The following is a 20,878-nucleotide window of genomic DNA, read 5'->3' on the forward strand; positions in this document are numbered from 1 at the left end:
AACTTCGCGTCTCTCGTCAGCGGGAGGCGAATTCTACAGCGTTTCAACTCGCTGTCAACTGCCTATTCTCACCGCTGCCGATCACCGCGACCGAAGCTTCTTCCTCGCTAACAAAACTGGTTAACTCATTGATTACCAAGGAGTTTTTGTTTCGTCTGCTCCGGAAGAGGGCGAATTATAGGCCCAGAAGAAGTTATGTCAAGGGTAAACACAACCAATGCATGAAATAAGGTGGAAGTCAGTCCATGCATAATAAAGAAACATTGATTTGAGCAATATATTGCTCAAATCAAGCCAATTACGCATCATAGTGCCGCCGCAGGTGCCCCCCATCTAGATGACCGTGGATGATCAATCGCAATGAACAAGCAACCCCGCAACCTCGCCTCTATAGTATTCCCGGTGAGCATGCTTCTTATCGCTATGGCTTCGATTCAAACCGGAGCGTCTTTGGCCAAGTCCCTCTTTCCCCTGGTAGGTGCGCAAGGCACCACGACATTAAGACTGACGTTTGCCAGTTTGATATTGCTATTAATCCTGCGGCCATGGCGCGCTCAGCTCACCGTCAAATCACTAAGAACCGTTTTCGTTTACGGAGTCGCCCTAGGCGGCATGAACTTCCTCTTCTATATGTCACTGCGTTCCGTGCCACTGGGCATTGCCGTAGCTCTTGAATTTACGGGCCCGCTAACTGTAGCGCTAATCTCATCACGCAAAGCAATTGACTTCGTCTGGATCGCCTTAGCAATTCTCGGCTTGCTGCTCCTTATCCCAATGGGAGCAGGCAGCGGAAATATCGAACTTCTGGGCATTGGTTATGCTTTAGGCGCAGGGGCTTGTTGGGCTTTGTATATATTGTTCGGTCAGAAAGCGGGCGCAGACAACGGTATTCAGACAGCTGCGCTAGGGGTTTTGATAGCAGCAATATTCATTGCCCCCGTAGGAATCGTGTACGCAGGTTCTGCCTTACTCAATCCAGCACTTATTCCTACTGCAATCGGTGTTGCGATCTTATCTACGGCGCTGCCTTACAGCCTGGAAATGGTCGCACTTACGCGCTTGCCTGCCCGTACATTTAGCACCTTGATGAGCATCGAACCGGCCTTCGGCGCATTGTCCGGCCTAATTTTTTTGCATGAGAACCTGACATTGACCCAATGGCTAGCCATTGGCTCGATCATCGTGGCCTCTGCAGGCGCGGCACTGACCATGCGTTCTGAATCGCCTACACCCCTACCGGTAGACTGAAGCCTGTGCTGGATCGATATAGATGTTGCTAGCATTTGTAGTCCGGTTAAGCCATGTTGGGCCCGAGCCGAAGATTTAAGGGAATCATCAGGTTCGGACTTCATAGCCGTATCATGTTGACAGGCTAATCAAGCTGGGCACTGGCGTTAATCAGTTCGCCAGGGTAAGGATAGTAATGAAATACATTTTGATAATCCTCGTAACACTGGCGCTCATCAGCTGTGCAGCGACAAGTAAACCCATCAGACACAGTAAGCGTGGAATACATATCAATTGTTCCGGCCTGACCTCTTCTTGGGAAAAGTGCTACGAGATGGCGGCCACCACCTGTGATGCCAATGCTTACAGAGTCATCGCCAAATCTGGCGACGCGGTGGAGGATCCGGGAGATTATCCGTTTGGCCTCAATCCAGCAGGTTTTACTAGCCGCAGCATGATTGTAATTTGCAAATAGCGGTCATTCGCCACCTTCATGTGCGTCGATTTGCCCGACGAGCAAATTGTAGCTGGCATCGAGGACCTGCTGCTGAAGAGGGGGGCTGGACAGCATTCTCGCTACTACCAACGCCCCGATGCACTGCGCCAAGGCTGCCCAGGCGAGGCGCTCACAGCCCATAGTAGCTGCCCAAGCTTGCTGCAACCGTGAAAGCCAGTACTCAGCCTTTTCACGCACAGCCACATCAGCCCTCGCGATTTCTGCCCCCAATACGGGCAAGACGCAGCCTTTGTGCGGATTAGCGACATGAGTCATGTTCAGGTATTGCTTCAGGCATCGTTCCAGCTTCGGCCGGTCTAGCTCGCCGTCGGTACTCAACAACCGCAAGCTATTGCCCAGTTCTCTTTCAACAATAGCGCTGAACAATTCGTCTTTTGACGAGAAATGACCATAAAACGCCCCGCCACTCAAACCTATAGCGCTCATAAAACCATCGATGCCGACTGCCGCAAAACCTTGCTCTTTCGCCAGTCCACCGCTGCTTTGCAGCAATTTTTCTCGAATCTGTTCTTTATGAACGACTGAATAACGCACATAACCTCCAATAAATGACCAACTTGACGCAAGCCAAATCGTAGCATAACGTTCGTTAGATAAACGATCGTTTACCAAAAAAGGATAGACCATGACGGATGATTCAAACAATAAAAAAGTCATATTGGTGGTGGGCGCGGGAGATGCAACCGGCGGCGCAATTGCCAAACGATTTGCACGCGAGGGTTATATCGCCTGCGTGACTCGGCGCAGCGCGGATAGACTACAACCTTTGGTAAACGCAATTAATGCCGAGGGCGGCCAAGCCTATGGTTTTGCGTCAGATGCTCGTAAGGAGGAGGACGTCCTCGCGTTAGTTGAACAGATTGAAAGTGAAATTGGTCCGATTGAAGTACTCGTCTTTAACATTGGCGCTAACGTGCCCTGCAGCATCCTTGAGGAAACAGCGCGCAAGTATTTCAAGATCTGGGAAATGGCCTGTTTTTCCGGTTTTCTGAATGGCCGCGAAGTTGCAAAACGCATGGTGAAACGCCAGAGAGGCACCATCCTTTTCACCGGAGCGACAGCAGGATTGAGAGGCGCAGCAGGATTCGCAGCATTCGCCGGAGCAAAACACGGTATCCGTGCGTTGGCGCAAAGCATGGCGCGTGAGCTGGGTCCACTCAATGTTCATGTCGCCCATGTAGTAGTGGACGGCGCCATCGACACGGATTTCATACGCACTAATTTTCCAGATCGCTATGCGCTAAAAGACGAGGATGGCATCCTAAATCCCGAGCACATCGCCGATAACTATTGGTTCTTACACAGCCAGCCACGTGACGCCTGGACCTTCGAGCTGGATTTACGGCCATGGAGCGAACGCTGGTGACGCGCAAAACAAAAACAACAACAAGAGATATCAACAATGAGTAAAACCGTAGATTTTTTCTTCGACGTAGGCAGTCCCACCAGCTATTTGGCCTACACCCAACTCAAAAAAATCTGTGAAGAGACCGGCAGCGAATTGGTATACAGGCCCATGCTGCTGGGCGGGGTGTTCAAAGCAACCGGCAATGCGTCGCCCCTTACCGTTCCTGCAAAAGCTCAGTACATGCTTAAAGACATGGACAGATTTGCCAAGCGCTACGGCGTACCGCTGCATTTCAATCGGCACTTCCCAATCAACACCCTCAACCTGATGCGCGCAGCAGCGGGCATGCAATTGCACCAGCCCGAGCGCTTTCAGACTTTTATCGACTGCCTGTTCACCGCCCTGTGGATTGACGGACTCAATCTGAATGACATGGAGGTTGTTGCCCGGGTTTTAACGGAGAACAGCTTTGATCCGGAATTGATCCTGCGGTGGGTCAACGATCCCGAGGTCAAGGAACGCCTCAAAACCACGACAGAACTTGCACTGCAGCGCGGCGTATTCGGCGCGCCGAGCATTTGTGTCGCAGATGAGTTGTTCTTTGGTCAAGATCGGTTGGATTTTGTCCGTGAAGCGCTCATGACTTAAATGTCGATCACCAAGCGACCCCGTGCAGTGCCACCGTCAATAAGATCATAGGCGGCCTGTGCGGTTTGTAGGGTGAAACGCCTATCATCTAGCAGAGGCTTTACTTGTCCGGCCTCGATTAATCGAGTCGCCTCCCGCAGAATATCGCCATGATGGCGGCGCCCTTTGCCCGTCAACAATGGCAGCAAAGTAAACACGCCAGAGTAAGTTGCAGCCCGGAAAGACAGCGCGGCCAAACTATGTGTGCCCCAACCAAGACAACTGACTACGTGGCCGCCATAAATTCTAGCAGCGACGAACGACGCATCCAGCGTCGCCCCGCCGACGGTGTCGTACACCACATCAAATCCGGCACCCGCCGTGTGAGCCATGACGTACTCGTCAACAGATTGATCGCGATAGTCGATTGCCGTTGCACCCAAAGCGCTGATTAACCCCTGTTGCACCGCCGAGCCTGTAGCGTAGACCTTGGCACCCACTGCACGGGCGATCTGGACCGCAATATGCCCCACTCCTCCCGCCCCTCCCTGGATGAGAACAGTCTGATTGGCTTGTAAGTCCGCGCGATCAATCAGCCCTTCCCATGCGGTAATGAACACCAAAGGTAACGCGGCAGCCTCGCGCATACTCAAGTTGCTCGGCTTGAGCGCCAACAGCTCGGTATCTACCGCTGCAAATTGAGCCAACGACCCCTGCACGCCACCAACTCCACTGGCCATGCCGTACACCTCATCTCCCACTTTAAAGCGGTCAACCCCAGGACCTAGCGCGTGGACGACCCCCGCAAGGTCCATCCCCAGCACTGCTGGCAATGGCTGCCGGGCGTGCGCCGCTTTGCCCGTTCTGATTTTGGTGTCTAGTGGATTGACCCCGCTCGCTTTGATCCGAACCAATACCTGACCGGCTTCAGGAATGGGCATAGGCAACTGGGTCAATCGCAGGGGCGCATCGGAAAAATCTACAAGTAAAGCCTGCATAGTCAGTGGAGGGGTCATAAGAACAGTCTCAATCGAGCGGGGCCAGTATGGCTGTGGAGCGCCATTTTGCCGCTATCGATTCATGCCGATAAGACGCAACAAAGCTATAGTTATCATTCCAAAACCGCATGAATCTGAAAAATGGACAAGCTCAACGCAATGTCAGTCTTTGTTCGTGTAGTTGAGCGCAGAAGCTTTACGGCTGTCGCCAAAGAGCTACAGACTACACAACCGACTATCAGTAAATTGATCCGTGCCTTGGAAGTCGCCTTGGGCGGTAAATTGATCGCCCGAAGTACGCGGCAATTATCTCTTACCGATGAGGGTCAACGTTATTATGAGCATTGCAGCCGGATCCTCGCCGCAATAGATGCTGCCGAGCACAGTTTTCAAACCGGACGCGAAACAGTTGCCGGCTTGCTTAGAGTGGGATCGTCTGTCAGCTTTGGGCGTACGCAGATCGCATCACGTTTGGGGGATTTTCTGCAGCGATATCCTGAATTACAAATAGATCTGCAACTTAGTGATCAAAACCAAGATCTGGTGGCTGAAGGACTGGACGTAACATTTCGAATGGGCGACCTCAGTGACAGCGGCCTAATCGCTAGGCAAGTGGGTACAACGCACCGGATTACCGTCGCAACCCCCGATTACCTCGCCCGCAATGGCACGCCGCAAACCCCCCAGGCATTGAGTCAGCACAATTGCCTACTGTTCAACTTGCTCGTAACGCAAAATCAGTGGCGCTACAAAAAAGGCCAGCAGTCGCATTCGGTTCGAATTAAAGGCAATGCGCAGAGCAATAGCTCAGAAGCCATCAGGGAAATGGTCCTGGCTGGATTAGGGATATCGCTGTCGCCGACCTGGCTGTTTCGCGATGACTTGCTCGCAGGCCGAGTGGTGGTAATTTTGCAGGACTACACGCCTGAACCCTTGCCGATCTATGCCTTGTCGCCTGCAAACCGTCGGCAATCAGCGCGCGTTCGGGCGTTAGTCGATTACATGGCCCAAGTCCTAACTTGACACTGCATGGTTAAACCAGCGACATGATGACGGCATCAAATCGCGGCAGTTCGAGTGCGCAACCACTCAAGTCCAGGCCCTTTTAATAAAGGACTCAAACGCTCCTTCACCTGCACGTGGTAGTTATTGAGCCAATCGCGCTCCTCTTTAGTCAATAACGATGCTTCAAGGCAGCGTGTGTCAATCGGACACAGAGTCAAGGTCTCGAATTTGAGGAACTCACCAAACTCAGTTGTTCCTGCCTCGCAATTTAATACTAAGTTTTCGATTCGCACGCCCCAACGGCCTGGACGATAGGTCCCTGGTTCAATCGAAGTAATCATTCCCGGCTGCATCGCTGTGTGCGCAGCGGCCGGTACCTGATACGCAATGACCTGCGGCCCCTCGTGAACGTTGAGAAAATATCCGACGCCATGACCGGTGCCGTGGCCATAGTTAACCCCTTCGGCCCAGATTGGAGCGCGCGCGATAGAGTCCAGCAGTGGTGAAGCGATACCCCTAGGGAAATGAGCGCGAGACAGCGCAATTACCCCCTTGAGAACGCGGGTGCAATCTTGTTTCTGCTCAGCGCTTGGTATTCCAATGGGCACCATGCGGGTGATGTCAGTTGTACCGCCTAAATATTGGCCACCCGAGTCGATTAACAATAGGCCATTACCTTCGATTTGCGCATGCTCTTGCTCAGTCGCGCGGTAATGCGGCATTGCACCATTGCCGTTGAAACCAGCAATGGTGGCGAAGCTCGCCGAAACGTATCCGGGACGACGTGCTCGCGCCTGACCTAAATGAATATCGATGGATAATTCGCTGACAGGTTCATGGCCAAGAGTTGACTCAAGCCAAGCAAAAAACTCACAAAGCGCGGCACCGTCCTGCTCCATCGCCTGGCGAATATGCTGTGCATCGGTTTCACTTTTTTGCGACTTGAACAAGGTCGTCGGATTCAGCCCTTCGATCAATGTCACCTCGGCGCTGAGGTGATCAAGCAGGCCACAGGTAACGCGAGCGGGGTCAATCAACAACCTAGCCTCGAGCGGAACGTTACGCAGCGCCGAAGCGACTTTGGTGTATTCGACCAGCGTAATACCTTCGCCTTCCAACGTCTGGCGAAGTTCAGCATCCATTTTGGCGGAGTCAACAAACAAACTAATGTGCAGCGGGCCGATCAAGGCGAAGGAAACAAATACCGGGTTGTAAGAAACATCTGCTCCGCGCAAGTTAAATAGCCAGGCGATATCATCCAGCGTCGCAATAAAATGCCAATCTGCCCCACGCTCTTGCAGCACCTGACGGACTTTCGCAAGCTTTTCAGCTCGGCTGATACTGGCGTGGGGTGGCAGGTGTTGATAAATAACGTTTGTAGGCAAGCTTGGCCGATCCAGCCATACCTCGCTGAGTAAATCAAAGTCGGTGCGTAGGCTCGCACCGCGTTCATAAAGCTTGGCCGCCAATGTGCGGGCTGAGGCCACAGCCAATACCGCACCGTCCACTGCAACAATGCTTTGATCGCTGGCGTTTTCAGCTAGCCAATCCAACGCTGTAGGTTGGCCCGGTAGCAATTTCATAAGCTCGACGCCCGTGCCTGCAAGCTCTTTATGTGCTTGCTCCCAATAACGACTGTCAACCCACAAACCGGCGAAATACTGGGTCACGATCAAGGTACCGACCGAACCCTGAAAACCTGAAAGCCATTGCCGCCCCTGCCAATACCCCGGCAAGTACTCAGAAAGGTGTGGGTCTGCGGACGGCACCAGATAAGCGTCAATGCGCTCCCGGCTCATCAACGCGCGAACCTGCGCCAACCGTTCTGCGACTACACCATTGGTTTTTAGCTGCGTACTCATTGATTCTCCCGCTACACCGATTAGTGACGTGTTCCGCCCTTGATAATGGAGCAGCATTTGCGCCCGAGCAACTGTCCGCAAGACAGACCTGTGCCCATGGCCGGGGTTAATGGGAGAAGCCGATCATCTGCCTGGTTGAAATACAGAGGGGTATTTTTCTGGGATATTTTCTTTGAGGAGCAGAGATTAGACACCAAAAGCTCTGCGAAAAATTGAAGCTAGATAATGCAATGATGCCGAAATCGTATAGATCTAAATATTATTAATTTATTGGTTTGCATCACTAAATTGCATATAAACAGTTGTTAGACCCATCAACACATTTCGTTAATGCCTACAAGGCAAAACCCGAGTCAATGCGTCTTAACGTTCGCCTCCAAAAAACACTCGTTCAAATACCTCAACCCCGTCAACACACTCATTTGCACATTAACTTCGTTAATAAAACCCAACTACACTCGCTTACTTAGCGTGCTGTAAAAATACCAAACTTAATATTGAACTTTTTGCTAAACCTACTTACTTGGGGCGTCTAAAAACCGCCGCCGCACTAAGACAGTGCGCATAATGTTTTTTTGACGCTCAATAAAATCAACAAGTTACGATGGCTAATAGGCCGTTTATCAAAAATTTAACAGTTAGTTGACGAAATAATTTGACAGGAAGGATCGCGCCATTGATATATATGCCTGTCAGACGATTTATCGCTAGTGCAGCGGCCGAAGAGCAATGCGTACGCCACGTCTGATCAACATGACTTGTAGTTCTGCCCACATGATTTTAACTAGCGGGAAGGTGTGATTTTCCAGCACCTGTGGGGTCACATTGATTGTCTGAACCTTCATTTTTACTGAGCATGCTCGGTCGTGCGGTAGCTTTGCCTGATCGTAAGTAATTCGCCACCTTTCGAATCGGTGGAGGAGCACGTAAAACAACGTCTATTAACATTCTTATGAACGAATGGGTCAGCAGATTCGGGCGGTAGCGTGGGGGAAGACGCAGCAACTGCATAACTATTATAGATACCGTTTTGCGAAGGGTTACTTTTTATAATACGCCCTGCACCGAATGACACCGTGCTTCATCACTTCCAAGAGAGCCCAATGAGATGCCTTTATCTTTTGACATTGATGAACAGCAAGTAAAACAGCTGGCCAATGAAATCAACAGTAACGGCTTTGCCACGTTAAGCGGTGCGGTGGGCGAAGACGAGCTTGCGCAGTTGCGCACCTTTACTGAATTTCATGCGGGCCTCCATCCTGGCGAATATTTTGCCTACCATGGAGAGAAGTCGTTAGCCGGAAGCCTATTGTTTACCCTCTGGGCCGATCCAGGATTCAAATCCCTTTTGGCCCGCTTATACCGGCAGGCTTCGGGCGGTCAGGCGCCTAGCGATCAAATTTTTCCGGTATTGCGCTGCGTTCAGGGAAACCAGGGGCGACGCGAATCAAACAGTTTCCATTTCGATGCAAGCCTGGTAACCGCACTGGTCCCCATTTTCATCCCTGAGCACGGTCCGGAACGCGGGGATTTGATGCTATTCCCTAACGTGCGCACGGTGCGTTCATGGGTACTGTTTAACGTAATTGAAAAAGCCTTAGTGCAAAACCGGTTCAGTCGAAGGCTAATTTGCATGGCGCTTGATCGCGGCTGGTTCAAAGCTAAAACGCTGCAACTTGAGCCCGGCAATATCTATTTTTTCTGGGGTTATCGTTCACTGCATGCCAATCGTCCTGTCAGTCCAAACTTGAAACGCGCTACCGCCATCTTTCATTTCGGTGATCCGCACACTGGAAGTCTAGCAACCCAATTGATTCTTAAATTCAATCAACGCCGTGCGCGCTTGATTAGCAAAAAAACCGGAAGCCCACCCACTCAGTCAACGCCCGGCTAACAGGGCTTTTATGTGGGAAATCAGCGTTCAACGTCAGACATGGAGGCTTCGATGATTAATGTGACTAAGGCCTATTTGGGCGATATCAACAAATTCAAAACGTACGTGGACGGGATCTACGCGCGTGGCTGGTTGACTAATCATGGACCGTTAGTGACTGAGCTTGAGCAACGGCTTAAGGATTACTTGGGTGTAAAGCATGTGCTACTGACTAATAACGGGACATTAGCGCTGCAAGTCGCTTATCGTGCGCTAGGGTTAAGCGGAAGCGCGGTGACCACCCCTTTCAGCTTCGTCGCTACCAGCAGCTCATTGCAATGGGAAGGCATCCGGCCGATCTTTGCCGATATAGACGAATTCACGTGGAATATCTCTCCGGAACATATCGAAAGCCGGATCGATTCCGATACAACGGCCATCGTTGGCACTCACGTGTTTGGTAATCCTTGCGCGGTCGAGCGCATCGAACAGATCGCGCTCAAACATAAACTCAAAGTCGTATATGACGGTGCGCACGCTTTCGCAGTACGCCATGCAGGGAAGTCAGTACTTAACTGGGGCGATATCAGCACTTTGAGTTTTCACGCAACCAAGCTGTTTCATACCATTGAAGGCGGAGCAATCATCACTAATGATGACGACCTGGCCCGTCAGGTTTATTTACTATGCAATTTCGGTATTGCTGGCGTCGATACGATAGAAGGGATCGGCATCAACGCCAAGATGAATGAATTCTCCGCTGCAATGGGTCTGTGCATTCTAGATGACATGGAAAAAATTCTCGAAAGGCGTGCTGAAATTGCCCACCGCTATCAGTCACACCTGGGCGATTACCTAGACTTGCAACGTCCTGAACCCGACAGCGAGCTTAACCATAGTTACTTCCCCGTCGCACTGACGGGAGAGCAACAATTGCTTCGGGTGCGCGGGGCCCTTAACGACAAAGGCATCAATCCTCGGCGTTACTTCTACCCCTCTCTGGATACCCTCGACTATCTGCAACCGCAGGCCGCCCAGAGCAATTCACGGTCTTTGGCTCAACGCGTTCTTTGTTTACCAATCTACCCAGGATTGGCCGTGGAAGACCAAGACAAGGTGATCGACACCGTGATTACAGAATGCAGTCAGAGTCGGGTCAGCTATGACGATCCCGCTCTCGCCCAGGTTATTTAAACGCCATGCCAAGAACACTTTCCGTCATCAGAAACACCACATTAAGTTACGTCGGACAGGCGTATGCGTTATTGGTGGGTATTCTGATCATGCCTTTTTACCTCGGCCATCTTGGGGCTGAAGCCTATGGCCTAATCGGGTTTTTCTCGGTCATGCAAGCGTGGCTGCAATTGCTCGATGCAGGCTTATCGCCCAGCTTGGTACGTGCGGTTGCCCACCAGCAAGGGCTGGCGAATCAAGAGCATAGTGCAGGTCACTTATTGCGCTCATTCGAAATCATGTTTTTGCCTATGGCAGTGATCTGCACCTCCGCTATTTACGCTGCCAGCCCTTGGATCGCCGCAAAGTGGTTAAACGCGCAGACGTTGGACCTAGAAACTCTTATCAGCTGCATCAGCATGATGGGCGTGATTATTGCGCTGCGCTTGTATGCGACGCTTTATAAAAGCGGCATTCAGGGCTTGGAACAACATGCTTGGTTAAACATCGCCAACGTCATTATTGCCACTCTGCGGTATTTTGGCGGCTTGGTGCTGGTGAGCACCCTGTCTCAAGATCCGCGGGACTTCTTCGAATTTCAAATCATGGTAGGCCTGATAGAAGCATTGATCTTCGGCGCTCGTGCATATCAGCAGATACCCGCCCCTCATTTTTTCAGTGGCTTTAATTGGTCACTGGTCAAACCGATTATTCCTTTCGCCGCGAGTATGTCGTTGACCACCGTGTTGTGGATCGTATTGACGCAAATGGACAAGGTGCTGCTGTCCGAGATGTTGTTGCTCAAAGAATATGGATATTTCTCGCTGGTAGCGCTTATTACAACCGGCATCCTGATGCTGGCCAACCCGCTGGCGCAGACATTGTTACCGCGCTTAACGGTACTGGTGGCAGAAGGTCGTGAAGGCGACATGCACACGTTGTTTTTAGGCGCCAGCCGCTTTGTTTGCACCCTGCTGTTTCCATTGGCTGCGGTGATTGGGTTTCATGCTGAATCGTTAATTTTTGCGTGGACAGGTGATCCAGTCGCCGCACATTGGAGCCGTTCCATATTGCTCTGGTACGCACTGGGCAGCGCGATCATGGCGGCTAGTTCGTTTCAGTTCTACTTACAGTATGCCTACGCCAAGCTCCACCTACATGTCTGGTACAGCGTGGTGTCGGCAATTGTCACCGTGCCAGCAATGGTTCTGGCGATCCACTATCAAGGTGCATACGGTGCTGCACTGGCATGGTTCGGTCTACGCCTGGTCTCTTTCTTCGTGTGGCCGTCGATTGTTCACAACCGTTTTGCCCCTGGGGTTCACGGTCTCTGGGTGCATGACATCGTGCGTATCACCCTGATGACCGCCATCGGTATAGCGGTCAGCGAACCGCTGTTGCGCATGATCGCTGGAGAAGACCGTTTCACCACGTTACTGGGCTTGGCTGTCAGCGGCTTCATCACCCTGATGTTAGTAACCATGAGTTACAAACCGTTAGCCGTAAAACTTTATGTCTTGCTAAGTAAACCGAGTACATAAGCCATGGATGCCACTGTGAACACTTCAACCTCTGAACTACCCAAAGCGCTGTCTGAACAGCCGCCCGTTGTGCCGCTGCTAAGCATCGTTTGTCCCACCTACAATCAAGTCGGGTTCATCACTCAAACGATAGAGAGTTTTCTGGCGCAAAAAACTAATTTCCCGATCGAAATTTTGATAAACGATGACGCTTCGACTGATGGCACCACACAAATCGTAGAACAATATGCCGCCAGGTATCCGACGATCATCCGGGCGTTCTACCACCGGGTGAACCAATACTCAAAAGGCAACTTGTGCACGCCCGGGCTGTTTAAAGAGGCTCGAGGCAAGTACATCGCATACTGCGAAGGCGATGATTACTGGACTGACACGCGCAAGTTGCAGGTTCAGGTGGACTTCCTTGAGAGCCATCCTGATTACGTGCTGACCTATCACGACGCAATGTCTTTCGACAGCGAAGGCGAGCGTGGTATCCAGCTACTAGGCAATCTTCGCGCCGATGCCACCGCTGTCGAACTGCAAAGAGCCAGAGAAATCTCGACACTCACGACATGTTTTCGAAACGTCTTTCATGAACTACCGCCAGAACTGTGGTTAGCGCCGCTCAATGACCTATGTTGGTGGTCGCTGCTGGGTGCGCATGGCAAGGGAAAGTTTCTCGAAGAGATCAAGCCAGCCATGTACCGCATACACCTTGGCGGCGTCTTCTCGATGCGCTCACACCAACGAAAATTACACATGAGCCTGCAGACGTGCTCAAGCCTTGCCAACTACTACAACCGTATCGGCAATCAGGCAATGTACGAGTACTTCTTGATTCAAGTGTTTAGCCTATCGATTTCGGCTATTTCTCCACTGCATAAGTTACAAGCGCTGCTGTTAGTCGCTCGTAACATCAGCGTTAATCTCAGCAAGCGGCTCATGCTGTCGGTTAGAAAAGGTCATGTTCAATAATTTGCTGGTTATTTGCGTCGGCAACATTTGCCGCAGCCCGATGGCTGAAGCGATGTTCCGCCAGCGCCTATCATCGCCCGATGTCCAGATATCATCGGCGGGTATACACGCAATGCTCGCCTCGCCCATGGACCCGCTGGCCCGGGAGGTGTTGAAAAAACATCACATTACAGCGCACAAGCATAGAGCCCGGCAGGTTGATCGAAAGATGCTACATGACGCCGAACTCATTTTGTCGATGGAGAACGAGCAACTACAAAACATCTTGAAACTGGCCCCTGAGGTACGTGGCAAGACGTTTTTAATTGGCAAATGGCAACACGAACTGGAAATAGACGACCCCTACCGGCGCCCGAAATTAGCCTTCGAACAGACCTTCGAGCACCTGTCGCGTTGTGTCGATGACTGGCTTCCTTATCTACAGTCAGGAGTAATCCGATAAATGACCGTCATGAACCGCCCTGCGCTGGACTATTACCAAGACACCAAGATCGATTTGGCGACCGTCTTGCGTACCTTGTTTGATCACAAGGGTCTAATTGCGTCGATTGTTAGCGTCTTTCTGCTGGTTGGCTTGGCATACGCTTTATTGGCGACGCCCATCTACCAGGGCAATGCAATGATTCAGATCGAGCCGAAAAAAATTGGCATAGAAGGTACCCCTGAGGTCAATAACAAACCGTTGTCAGTCTCCCAAGCCACCACCGAAATCGAATTGATCAAGTCCCGAGCGGTGTTGGGCAAAGTAGTTGAAGACCTCAAGCTCAATATTATTCAAAGGCCTAACTACTTTCCTGTGTTCGGCGCCTACATGGCCCGCACGTTCAAACCCGACATGCCGGGTGCTTTGGCAGAACCGGTATTTGGTCTGCGTAACTACGCCTGGGGCGGTGAGCACATTGATGTCTTTCAATTGGAAGTTTCGGATGCCTTACTTGGCCAAAAGCTGACCCTTGTTGCCAACGGCGCCGATGCGTTTTCGCTGTTTGACAAAGACGGTGGCGTGCTGCTCAACGGACAAACCAATCAGACCGTCGAAGGCAATGGCGTAAAAATACAGATCGCCACGCTCAAGGCCCGACCAGGTACAGAGTTCACCCTGATTAAGCAACGTACATTGACCAGCGCGTTGGACTATCAGTCACGCCTGACCATCACCGAAGCGGGTAAAGATTCAGGGATCATCTACTTGTCGATCCAGGACCCGGACCCGGTTCAGGCTAAAACGATTCTTGACGAAGTCAGTCACCTGTATGTTCGCCAGAACGTCGAACGCAGTTCGGCGGAAGCCGCTCAGCGCCTGGAATTTTTGCGCTCGCAATTGCCGCTGGTTCGCAAACAGTTAGAGCAGTCAGAACAAGCTTTGAACGCTTTCCAGGCCAGCGCCAAGTCGGTGGACCTGAGCATTGAAACAAAGTCGGTGCTTGATCAAGTCGTCAATCTGGACTCTATGCTGTCTGAGCTGAAACTAAAACGTGTCGAAATTGAACGCCTGTATACCCCTGAACACCCAACCTATCGAGCGCTAATGACGCAGATGGGCCAACTTGAATCTCAGAAACAAGCCTTACTGAAAAAAATTCAGGCACTACCCGTTACCCAGCAAGAACTGCTACGCCTGACTCGTGACATGCAAGTAACTACACAGACCTACACGCTTCTGCTGAACAAGAGCCAGGAGCAGGACATTCTTCGCGCTGGCAGCATCGGTAATGTGCGCATTATCGACAACGCTGATGCTAATGTTGAAGAGCCTGCAAAGCCTATGCGCAAGCTGATCGTGGCCCTCGCAACCTTACTCGGTGTTCTGGTAGCGGTCATCGTAGTGTTTTTGCGCCAAGCTTTTTATCGCGGTGTCGACAATCCGGAAATCATCGAAAACTTGGGTATGCCGGTGTACGCCTCGTTGCCGTATTCGCGCCAACAAGAGCGTCTGGAGAAGAACAATCAAAGTCGCGCTGCAAAACTGCTAAGCGTGTCCGAGCCTACCGAACTCGCCGTCGAATCGCTGCGCAGCCTTCGTACCAGTCTGCACTTCGCGATGCTTGAAGCGCGCAACAATGTGTTGATGATTTCCAGCCCGACGCCAGCATCGGGCAAGTCGTTTGTATCGAGCAATCTGGCAGTGATCATCGCTCAAACCGGTAAACGGGTATTGCTGATTGATGCGGATATGCGCAAAGGCTACCTGCATAAAATATTCGGTTTGCAACCAAAGCACGGACTGTCCGACACACTAGCTGCGCGTTTGACCAGTAAAGACGTGATCAACGCGACTGAAGTACCTAATCTGGATTTGATCTCCTGCGGCTTTGCTGCGCCGAATCCATCCGAGCTATTGATGCATGACAACTTCAACAAACTGCTTGCCGACCTCGCTCCACTGTATGACCTAGTGATAGTCGATACGCCGCCGATTCTAGCGGTCACTGATGCGACACTGGTCGGACGTCAGGCTGGCACAACGCTGTTGGTAACCCGCTTTGGTCTGACCTCGGTCAAGGAAATCGAAGCCTGCAAGCGCCGACTTGGCCAAAATGGCGTGGTCATCAAAGGCGCCATTTTCAACGGCGTGCTGCGCAAGGCTTCAACTGCCTCATATGACTGCGCAGCCTACGGCTACGATTACAGCCCGACTCGAAAGTGACGGACGTTATTACCCCCACTCGGAGATAGCTATGGTCCGGACCATCGCCATAATGCAGCCGTACCTGTTTCCTTACTTGGGCTACTTTCAACTTATTGCTGCCGCGGATGTATTCGTCTTGGGTGACGACTTGCAGTACATCCGCTCTGGGTGGGTTAATCGCAATCGAATTCTTACCCATGACGAGGCAACCTTGGTTACGTTTCCGCTGAAGCGTGACCGGTTTGACATGCCCATCAATCAGCGCCAGTTGGGTGACACATTTGACGAAGAAGCGCACTGCCTGATTGCCGTGATTACACAAAGTTACGCCAAAGCGCCCTACTTCGCTCAGGTCATGCCGCTACTGGAACGACTGCTCAAGTTTCCAGTTAAAAACCTGGCGCTCTACATCGAACACTCGATTAGGGAAATTTGCACTTACCTGCACATAGGAACGCCGATTTTGCGCAGCTCCGATTTGCAGATCGGCACACCCACTGATAAACAAGATCGAGTGCTGCGAATCGTGCAAACTTTTTCCTGTGATCGCTATCTCAATCCTATTGGCGGAATAGAACTGTACGACCCTGAATACTTCGCTCAAAACGGTATTTTTTTGCAGTTTTTCAAGATGGACTCTATTGAGTACCGCCAATTCAAACGACCCTTTGTGGGCAATCTGTCGATTATTGATGTCCTGATGTTCAACTGTGTCGAGCATGTACAAGAGCTCTTGAATTGCTATTGCGTCTTTAGCGGCGCGAAGCAGGAGCCTGTGAAACGGATGACAGCTACGGGATGACCGTGCTTACCCAGTCACAGTTGGATTGCAATGGAGCGTACCTATGACTCATATGGAAAATCCCGCGCGCTGGTACCTGATTCAAACCAAACCACGCCAGGAAGCCCGTGCCGAAGAACATTTGCAGCGTCAGCAATTCGAGTGCTATCGGCCACTAAAAGCCGGGGCCACGAAAAAACGCAACTCGCGTGCAGCCGTCCAAGAGGAGCTTTTTCCAGGTTACCTGTTCATTCGCATGGATCAGGTCCACGACAATTGGTATCCGATCCGCTCAACTCGAGGTGTCGCGCGTATCGTTACCTTCGGCTCACACCCGGTGCCGGTTCACGATGACTTGATCCAACAAATTCGCCAACGGTTGTCCTCACCGCCGCCAAAAGCCGAATTTCAGCAAGGCGAACACGTAAGAATCAAGACCGGCAGCTTTTGTGATCTTGAAGCTATTTTCCTCGCCGCCGACGGGGAGGAGCGCGCCATCATTTTGCTAAATCTGCTGCAACGCGAACATAAGGTCACGTTGCCTATAAGCAGCCTGGCACGGATGGAAGCTCTAGTCTGAGGTCAGGATCACTTTTTCAGAGCGAACGTGTTCGCGAGGCGCCATCTCCACTTTTCTAAATTGTCTGGAAGCGCACGATGACTTATAAAACAACGCTGGTGACACTGACGTACGGTGACCGACTGCCCTACCTGCAAACTCTAGTCAGCCGCTCGCTAGCAAGCTCACAAATCGAACGGGTGATAATTGTCAGTAATGCATCGGTGGCCCCCCTTGAGTCGTTGACACGCAAATGGCCAGGGCAGGTTCAGGTGATTTATCTACAACACAATACCGGTTCGGCCAAAGGCTATTCCGTGGGCATTCAAGCAGCAATAGATGCGGGTGCCGAATACATCTGGCTGATGGACGATGACAACGCGCCAACCGTCAATGCCATCGCCACATTGCACCATTGCCTATACCAACGTGAGCGTATTGATGGTCGGGACAAAGCCGCTGTGCTGGGTTTTCGCCCTACTCATCAGGCCGATATTGCGGCCGGTGTCCCCACGCGCTTCGCCATCCAGCGGCGCTCCAGTTTCTTTGGTTTTCACATTGCGCAGCTGCCGTACAAGATTTGGCGTCGCTTGCCCTGGGGCCACCCCAAAGCGAAGCAAAATCAGCAGCCGATGGTTCAATTACCCTTTGCAACCTACGGCGGCCTTCTCGCCCATCGGAGCTTATATCAACGCATTGGTCTGCCATTGGACGCGCTGTTGCTGTATGCCGATGACAGTGAATACACCTGGCGAATCACTGCCGGTGGCGGGCGTATATTCTTGGTGCCCGATGCCCTGCTCGATGACCTTGAAGAGTCGTGGAACATCAAAGCCAAAACCAACAACATCTATGAAAGTTTCCTGCTTGGCGGCTCGGACCTACGTGCCTATTACGGTGCCCGGAACCAGGCCTGGTTCGACAAAAATATTTGGGCTACCTCATCTTGGGTTTACAGCCTCAACCGCTGGGTATTTTTTTGTTTATTACGCGTGATCGCCAAACGCCGGGGTGCCGAGCAACGCTTGAACTTGATCGAAAAAGCAATCCACGACGGAGAGTCAGGCGTTTTGGGTCTTAATCAGTCCTACCCGTTATGAAAATACTATTCATTAATAGCTTGTACCCCCCCCACATTGGCGGCGGGGCGGAAATTATTCTGCAACGGACGGCAGAGGGTCTGAATAGGCGCGGTTGCCATGTAGTTGTACTCGCGACGGGGCCCGAGACCGGACTTTCCAGCGATTGCCTGAACCGAGTCAAAGTGTATCGAGCTGGCCTGCGAAACTTCTACTGGCATTACACCGCCCAGCGTCCGGGGCGCCTGAGCCGGATCGGTTGGCACATACGCGACCGCTACAACAGTGGTATGCGCGAGTACGTTCGGGAAGTAATCAGGGCCGAGCGCCCGGACATTGTGGTCTGCCATAACCTTAGTGGGTGGTCGGTGTCCGCTTGGGATGAAATTACTGCCGCTGGCATACCGATCGTACAAGTGCTGCACGATATGTACTTGCTCTGCCCGAGCAGCACGATGTTCAAGAACGGCAAATGTTGTGAGCAGGTATGCGCCAGCTGCAAACAGTTTCGTAAAGGTTATGACGCGCGCTCCGCGCAAGTCGCCAGCGTGATCGGAGTTAGCCGCTTCTTGCTCGAAACCCTCCAGGGCCAAGGCTACTTCAAAGGGGCGCAGGCCCACGTCGTGCATAACAGCAGCCCATTCGCGGCTACTCCGGCATCGGCGGTGCATGAAGTGAATACCGTCAAACCGCTGCGATTCGGTTATATGGGCACATTGTCTGAAGCCAAAGGTGTTCGCTGGTTGATTGAACAGTTTCAAAAACTGCCATTCGACGCCACCCTCCAGATTGCTGGCCGCGGCCAGCTCAACGACGAAACCCTGCTTAAAGCGATGGTGACATCGCCGAACATCAGTTTTGTTGGTTATCAGAAACCGGAAGCTTTTTACAGTCAGGTGGACGTGGCCGTTGTTCCGTCGATCTGGAGTGAACCGTTCGGTATGGTCGCCGTCGAGGCCTGCGCTCATTCCCTGCCGGTGATCGCCGGACGAATGGGGGGATTGCCCGAAATTATTCAGGACCAAGTAAACGGTTTGTTGTGCAGCCCTTGTGAACCGGACTCGCTAGGCCAAGCGATGTTGAGTTTGTACGAGCAGCCAGCCTTACTCGCCCGTCTCAGCGCTCAGGCGCGCAGCAGCGTCGCTTCGCTGCTCGACGAGGATTTAATGCTCGACCACTATTTACGAATTTTCACCGAGACGCTCCAAGGGAAAATCATGCGACGCAAGGATCATCCCGTGCCGTATCCGATACAAGCAGGTTGACAGGCACACGCGGGGTAACCGTTTCAGCTGATTGCGCACCCGATGCCCGTCTTTGCTCGGCCCACGACCCTAAGCAAACGCTACGGTCTGCGGCCACCTAATGAGACCAATATGTTCACTTCGAACCGGACCAGGTCGCGCCCGTACCTGATGCTTTTTTTGATAGGCCTACTTTTAAGTTTCCCGGTCATGGCCGACGAGCCGTTCATCATCGGTGTCGGTACTCAGTTATTGAATAAGAAGGGCTCGCTGACCGATGTCATGAAGCTAATCACTGATGCCGGAATAACCTCAGTACGTGACGATGCCCTATGGTCTACCGTCGAGCCCAAGCGGGGCCAGTTGCATATCGACTCGGTCTGGCTCAATTATTTAAGTGAAACCAGAACGCGCCTTATTAGCCCGCTGCTGGTCCTGGGCTACGGCAACCCGCTTTATGACGACACCTCGAAACCCCGAGACCCGCAAATCAGAAGGGCTTTCACCCGCTACGCCAAGTTTGTCAGCCGCAGGCTGGGCAATGCGGTGGGGTATTACGAGATATGGAACGAATGGGACGGCGAAAACCCCGGTGATACAGCATCGTCCGCCGACTACACAACCCTGGTAACCGAAACGGCGCAACGCATTCGCACGCAGAATAACCACGTGAAGATCCTTGCAGGTGCCGTGACCAGCAAGGGTATTGATCTGGGATTCGCTAATCGCTTGATCGAAGCCGACGTATTGTCAAAAGTAGACGGCTTATCGCTACACCCATCGGTGTACTGCCGCAACCCGGAACGTCATACCCCCGAACACTGGATTGCGTGGCTTCGGGATGTCGATGCGGACCTCAAGTCAATCTCCAATAAACCAGTACCGTTGTATCTCACCGAAATGGGCTGGCCCAGTAATGACGGCAAATGTGGGGTAGATGAACGCACCCAAGCAGCCTACTTGGCACGCAGTTTCTTCCTCGCTCGCACGCTGCCCGACATCAAGGGTATGTGGTGGTATGACTTGGTCAACGATGGCAATGACCGCCGCGATATAAAGCAGAACTTCGGTTTGTTGGGGCAAAACCTGGACCCGAAACTGGCCTATCTGACACTTAAAGCAATTAGCCCGACCGTGCGTGAGTTTCATTACGAAGCCGACAAAAGTAGAGAGACCGACTCTCACTATCTGCTGCGTTTCTCTAAAGGCTCAGAACAAATATTGGTTGCTTGGAGTGTCACCGGTCGACAAACAGCACACGTTGAGGCCAGCAGCATTCAGCGCGGTAATGTGCAGTTGATTGATACAGGCGAGCCGGAAAAAGACCGCGTTGACAGTGGAAGCCCTTGGAAGTGTGATGACAGCAGGTGCTCCGCCGAGGTTCCAATCTACGAATTTCCGAAAATAATCAGCTTGGGAACGCGTCCGCCACTTTTTGCTCAGTAACCGGTTTACTCC

General features: G+C 52.0%; 19 protein-coding genes. 16 read left to right on the forward strand and 3 right to left on the reverse strand.

Features of this window, described 5'->3' with window-relative positions; genetic code table 11:
- Nucleotides 1-360 precede the first annotated feature (360 nt).
- Both rhtA and QN378_RS20295 read left to right on the forward strand, forming a co-directional pair.
- Nucleotides 361-1,248 (forward strand): threonine/homoserine exporter RhtA, encoded by an 888-nt coding sequence (gene rhtA / locus QN378_RS20290; RefSeq protein ID WP_322202123.1) that lies wholly within the window; start codon nt 361-363, stop codon nt 1,246-1,248.
- A 175-nt stretch (nt 1,249-1,423) separates the two neighbouring features.
- Nucleotides 1,424-1,702 (forward strand): hypothetical protein, encoded by a 279-nt coding sequence (locus QN378_RS20295; RefSeq protein ID WP_322202121.1) that lies wholly within the window; start codon nt 1,424-1,426, stop codon nt 1,700-1,702.
- Between the two features lie 3 nt (nt 1,703-1,705).
- Here the strand turns inward: QN378_RS20295 and QN378_RS20300 are convergent, their stop codons facing one another.
- Nucleotides 1,706-2,278 carry a TetR/AcrR family transcriptional regulator gene (locus QN378_RS20300; RefSeq protein WP_322202119.1) on the reverse strand — a complete coding sequence of 191 codons (573 nt, stop codon included), beginning with the start codon at nt 2,276-2,278 and terminating at the stop codon, nt 1,706-1,708.
- 91 nt (nt 2,279-2,369) lie between these two features.
- Here QN378_RS20300 and QN378_RS20305 point away from each other — a divergent pair, with 91 nt between their 5' ends.
- Nucleotides 2,370-3,110 carry an SDR family oxidoreductase gene (locus QN378_RS20305; protein ID WP_323548850.1) on the forward strand — a complete coding sequence of 247 codons (741 nt, stop codon included), beginning with the start codon at nt 2,370-2,372 and terminating at the stop codon, nt 3,108-3,110.
- Between the two features lie 36 nt (nt 3,111-3,146).
- Nucleotides 3,147-3,740 (forward strand): 2-hydroxychromene-2-carboxylate isomerase, encoded by a 594-nt coding sequence (locus tag QN378_RS20310; protein WP_322202115.1) that lies wholly within the window; start codon nt 3,147-3,149, stop codon nt 3,738-3,740.
- Here the strand turns inward: QN378_RS20310 and QN378_RS20315 are convergent.
- On the reverse strand, nt 3,737-4,735 hold the full coding sequence (locus QN378_RS20315) for a zinc-dependent alcohol dehydrogenase family protein (protein ID WP_323548851.1): 999 nt from the start codon (nt 4,733-4,735) through the stop codon (nt 3,737-3,739). The two genes, QN378_RS20310 and QN378_RS20315, sit on opposite strands and share 4 nt — an antisense overlap.
- Nucleotides 4,736-4,858: 123 nt before the next feature.
- Between QN378_RS20315 and QN378_RS20320 the strand changes: the two genes are divergently transcribed.
- Nucleotides 4,859-5,740: a LysR family transcriptional regulator gene (locus QN378_RS20320; RefSeq protein WP_322202111.1), complete on the forward strand. Its 882-nt coding sequence runs from the start codon at nt 4,859-4,861 to the stop codon at nt 5,738-5,740.
- Between the two features lie 35 nt (nt 5,741-5,775).
- Here the strand turns inward: QN378_RS20320 and QN378_RS20325 are convergent, their stop codons facing one another.
- Nucleotides 5,776-7,584 carry an aminopeptidase P family protein gene (locus QN378_RS20325; RefSeq protein WP_322202109.1) on the reverse strand — a complete coding sequence of 603 codons (1,809 nt, stop codon included), beginning with the start codon at nt 7,582-7,584 and terminating at the stop codon, nt 5,776-5,778.
- Between the two features lie 1,108 nt (nt 7,585-8,692).
- On the opposite strand from QN378_RS20325, the gene QN378_RS20330 reads away from it, so the two are divergent.
- The 11 genes from QN378_RS20330 (at nt 8,693) to QN378_RS20380 (ending at nt 20,866) form a co-directional block, all read left to right on the forward strand.
- Nucleotides 8,693-9,478 (forward strand): hypothetical protein, encoded by a 786-nt coding sequence (locus QN378_RS20330; RefSeq protein WP_322202107.1) that lies wholly within the window; start codon nt 8,693-8,695, stop codon nt 9,476-9,478.
- A 51-nt stretch (nt 9,479-9,529) separates the two neighbouring features.
- Nucleotides 9,530-10,651 (forward strand): DegT/DnrJ/EryC1/StrS family aminotransferase, encoded by a 1,122-nt coding sequence (locus tag QN378_RS20335; protein WP_322202105.1) that lies wholly within the window; start codon nt 9,530-9,532, stop codon nt 10,649-10,651.
- Between the two features lie 5 nt (nt 10,652-10,656).
- The gene (locus QN378_RS20340; RefSeq protein ID WP_322202103.1) at nt 10,657-12,171 is read left to right on the forward strand and encodes a lipopolysaccharide biosynthesis protein; all 1,515 of its coding nucleotides are present in this window, start codon (nt 10,657-10,659) and stop codon (nt 12,169-12,171) included.
- A 3-nt stretch (nt 12,172-12,174) separates the two neighbouring features.
- Nucleotides 12,175-13,128 carry a glycosyltransferase family 2 protein gene (locus tag QN378_RS20345; RefSeq protein ID WP_407074054.1) on the forward strand — a complete coding sequence of 318 codons (954 nt, stop codon included), beginning with the start codon at nt 12,175-12,177 and terminating at the stop codon, nt 13,126-13,128.
- Nucleotides 13,118-13,570: a low molecular weight protein-tyrosine-phosphatase gene (locus QN378_RS20350; protein WP_322202099.1), complete on the forward strand. Its 453-nt coding sequence runs from the start codon at nt 13,118-13,120 to the stop codon at nt 13,568-13,570. The genes QN378_RS20345 and QN378_RS20350 overlap by 11 nt, the downstream gene beginning before the upstream one ends.
- Nucleotides 13,571-15,775: a polysaccharide biosynthesis tyrosine autokinase gene (locus tag QN378_RS20355; RefSeq protein ID WP_322202097.1), complete on the forward strand. Its 2,205-nt coding sequence runs from the start codon at nt 13,571-13,573 to the stop codon at nt 15,773-15,775.
- Between the two features lie 31 nt (nt 15,776-15,806).
- Nucleotides 15,807-16,559, forward strand: a complete 753-nt coding sequence (locus tag QN378_RS20360) for a WbqC family protein (protein WP_323548852.1) — start codon at nt 15,807-15,809, stop codon at nt 16,557-16,559.
- A 43-nt stretch (nt 16,560-16,602) separates the two neighbouring features.
- Complete coding sequence (rfaH, locus tag QN378_RS20365) at nt 16,603-17,118, forward strand: transcription/translation regulatory transformer protein RfaH (RefSeq protein WP_322202093.1); 516 nt, start codon at nt 16,603-16,605, stop codon at nt 17,116-17,118.
- A 77-nt stretch (nt 17,119-17,195) separates the two neighbouring features.
- Nucleotides 17,196-18,197: a glycosyltransferase gene (locus QN378_RS20370; RefSeq protein ID WP_322202091.1), complete on the forward strand. Its 1,002-nt coding sequence runs from the start codon at nt 17,196-17,198 to the stop codon at nt 18,195-18,197.
- On the forward strand, nt 18,194-19,441 hold the full coding sequence (locus tag QN378_RS20375; protein ID WP_323548853.1) for a glycosyltransferase family 4 protein: 1,248 nt from the start codon (nt 18,194-18,196) through the stop codon (nt 19,439-19,441). Before QN378_RS20370 ends, QN378_RS20375 begins: the two co-directional genes overlap by 4 nt.
- 111 nt (nt 19,442-19,552) lie before the next feature.
- Nucleotides 19,553-20,866, forward strand: a complete 1,314-nt coding sequence (locus QN378_RS20380) for a hypothetical protein (protein ID WP_323548854.1) — start codon at nt 19,553-19,555, stop codon at nt 20,864-20,866.
- Nucleotides 20,867-20,878: the final 12 nt, after the last annotated feature.

Origin of the sequence: Pseudomonas sp. 10S5, assembly GCF_035019745.1 — a bacterium.
In the GTDB taxonomy this organism is placed as follows: Bacteria; Pseudomonadota; Gammaproteobacteria; order Pseudomonadales; family Pseudomonadaceae; genus Aquipseudomonas.